2 protein-coding genes are annotated in these 2,445 nt (G+C 32.8%); both read right to left on the reverse strand.

The window, feature by feature from the left end; genetic code table 11:
• Positions 1-433: 433 nt before the first annotated feature.
• Positions 434-886: a DoxX family protein gene (locus ACNQGJ_RS16775; protein WP_417975089.1), complete on the reverse strand. Its 453-nt coding sequence runs from the start codon at positions 884-886 to the stop codon at positions 434-436.
• 322 nt (positions 887-1,208) lie between these two features.
• On the reverse strand, positions 1,209-1,811 hold the full coding sequence (locus tag ACNQGJ_RS16780) for a hypothetical protein (RefSeq protein WP_417975087.1): 603 nt from the start codon (positions 1,809-1,811) through the stop codon (positions 1,209-1,211).
• Between the last annotated feature and the right edge of the window lie 634 nt (positions 1,812-2,445).

Genomic DNA, 2,445 nt, shown 5'->3' on the forward strand with positions numbered 1-2,445 from the left:
AACTACCTCGAAGTTGCATTCCGCACCCCGAGCCGTTCGTCCTGCGGACTCAACTCGCGGAGTGCTGCCACTTCACTTCTTCGTTGTTTTCTATGCTTTTTATTTAAGGGCGAGTTAAAAGTACACGTTAGTTCGATGATGCTTTATCAATCAGCTTAGGATCATTTCATTGGGCCGGCGCTGAAATTCTTACCGTGATTTTTGGGATAAAAATATAAGGGCGGGTTAAAGTTGGAACTTACTTTGATTTTACTTCGCTTTACATTGTAAAACAGTTTTCAGTACGCAGTCGGTTCCGGGTAACTTCATTCGGCCGGCGGTTAAATTCTTACCGTGATTTTCTGGTATCGCAACTATAAGGGCGATCTGAAGAGGATTTAAATGACGGTTCGCTGGTTTTATTTTTATGTAATTGAAATATAAACGTTACTTGTCAGTTCTTAATTGTGGATACATATGTCCAAACAATAAATAAAAATTGTAAGGGTATTCTGAACCATAGATATGTTAAACCCTTTCCTTCAAAAGTTCCTTTTTGATAATCAATGTGTTTAATTGCTGAGTATATGTTTGCAGGAAGTATGAGTATGAAAAATGTGATTAATAACCACCCTGTAACAATTCTTAAATTTGGAATAAGAAGTCCAATTGCTGCCGCAATTTCTACAAGACCTGTTAAGTAAACAGTTTCGGTTTTAAATGAAATAAATTCAGGTAACATCATTGACATACCTTTGGTAAATGCAAAATGTCCAATAGCAGTAAACATAAGCATTGCCGACATTGCTATTCTGCCTGATAATGCATATTCAAAGTTTCTACGAAAAATTTTTGTGGTCAAAAGTGAAATTGCAAATACTGAAAGTAATACTATTAAAGGTTTCATTTTATTTTTTTTATTTTTTCATTGTTTTTTGTCTTAACGGTCTGCAGTTTCGGTGTCCGTATTACCTGACGGCTAACGTCAGTTTGTCTAAAAGCCTAAAACAAATCTCTGAGAATTCCATATTTGAGATTTTTCAAAGATAGGAGTCCGCGAACAAAAACTCAAAATCGAGGTTATTAGACAGTTTGAAGGTTCTCGCGCTTTGCCGTGTTTGGGAGTTTGAAAACGAGTATTTGTGGCTAAACGAAAATACGAATTAAAACGGTAATTCCACTAAAGCCCCAAATACGGCAAAACGTGTATTGGCAGAAGTAATTTTTATTTAGTTAATAATTGGTTGTGGAGGAGGGGGAAACAAGTACATTTTATTGTTCTTATTATCTTCTAAATATTTTAAATAATTTTTCAAGTTCAATTTTAATTCAGAAATTTTTTCTTTTTTAGTTATTTGTTTAACATTCTTATTTTCAATAATATTTTGATGAAGTTCTCTAAAGATGGAATAACGTGATCCTTCATTATATTTCGAATATGCTAAATTTAAAATTTCACCATCTCTATAAGTTACCTTAATTATTTTCCCCGAGTAAACTTCAGTGTAATCTCTTTGCTTAAAATCCTCGTTTTTTTGTATAAAATACTTTTCGTCAAATGTTTTATCAATTTTAGATATTGTGTCTAGAATACCTTTGTCAATTTCTATTTCAGCATATTTTAATTGGTCTTCTTTAGACATATTATTGATACGTTTTCCAATTCCATTTCCGTCTATTATAGTATAATCTAGAACTGTATAAGTGGATGTTGTGTTTGTCAAATATGTAGGTTTAAAATTTAATACTTCAATTATGACAATATTACTTTCCTTCTTTTTACAACCAATTATTAAAAGCAGTATTATCAATAATTGAAGTCTCTTTTTCATCGTTTGAGGTGTTATTTCTACCAACTTGTATATAAGTCTGACAAAATCAGACCTATCAGTCTATTTTGGGGTAGATAGGTTTGACAGCAATCAGACTGTATTTAAAATCAAATATATTGTTTTATTCTTACAAATCATCAGATGGCCTTTTTATAAGTTGCAGGGATTTGTAACAAAGAGTCTAGTTTGTGATTCGCGAATTGTATACTTAATTTTAAGTTATAAAAGATATTTATTCTATGAATTGAAAATCTGTTGTTATCGGATTTCATATAAGAATACTTTTGTATTTGCAGGAGCTGTACGTTTCCCATTCAGTTGGAGGCGTAAATGGTAATAGTTCGAGGTCGGGAGACTTCGAAGAAGTAGGAAGAATCGAAAATCTGTTGTAATCTATTTTATCAAGAATAATGATCAGACTGTTTTAGAAATAATGATCTTAAATGATTTGATTTTGTTCACGAGCGAGACACTCGCGCCAGCCAGGGGTCACTTCCTGCGGTCGGCGCTGAAATCTTTACCGTGATTTTCTGGTATCGCAACTATGAGGGCGGTGCGAAAAGGATTTAAATGACGGTTCGCTGGTTTTATTATTATGTAATTGAAGAGAATCTTTTCTTTTTTACTTTTTTAT

It is taken from the genome of Flavobacterium cryophilum (assembly GCF_048286555.1).
GTDB lineage: Bacteria > Bacteroidota > Bacteroidia > Flavobacteriales > Flavobacteriaceae > Flavobacterium.

Bases quoted from the DNA above. Each gene is read 5' to 3' on its own strand.
- ACNQGJ_RS16775 (WP_417975089.1), bottom strand. From the start codon at position 886: ATGAAACCTTTAATAGTATTACTTTCAGTATTTGCAATTTCACTTTTG.
- ACNQGJ_RS16780 (WP_417975087.1), bottom strand. From the start codon at position 1,811: ATGAAAAAGAGACTTCAATTATTGATAATACTGCTTTTAATAATTGGT.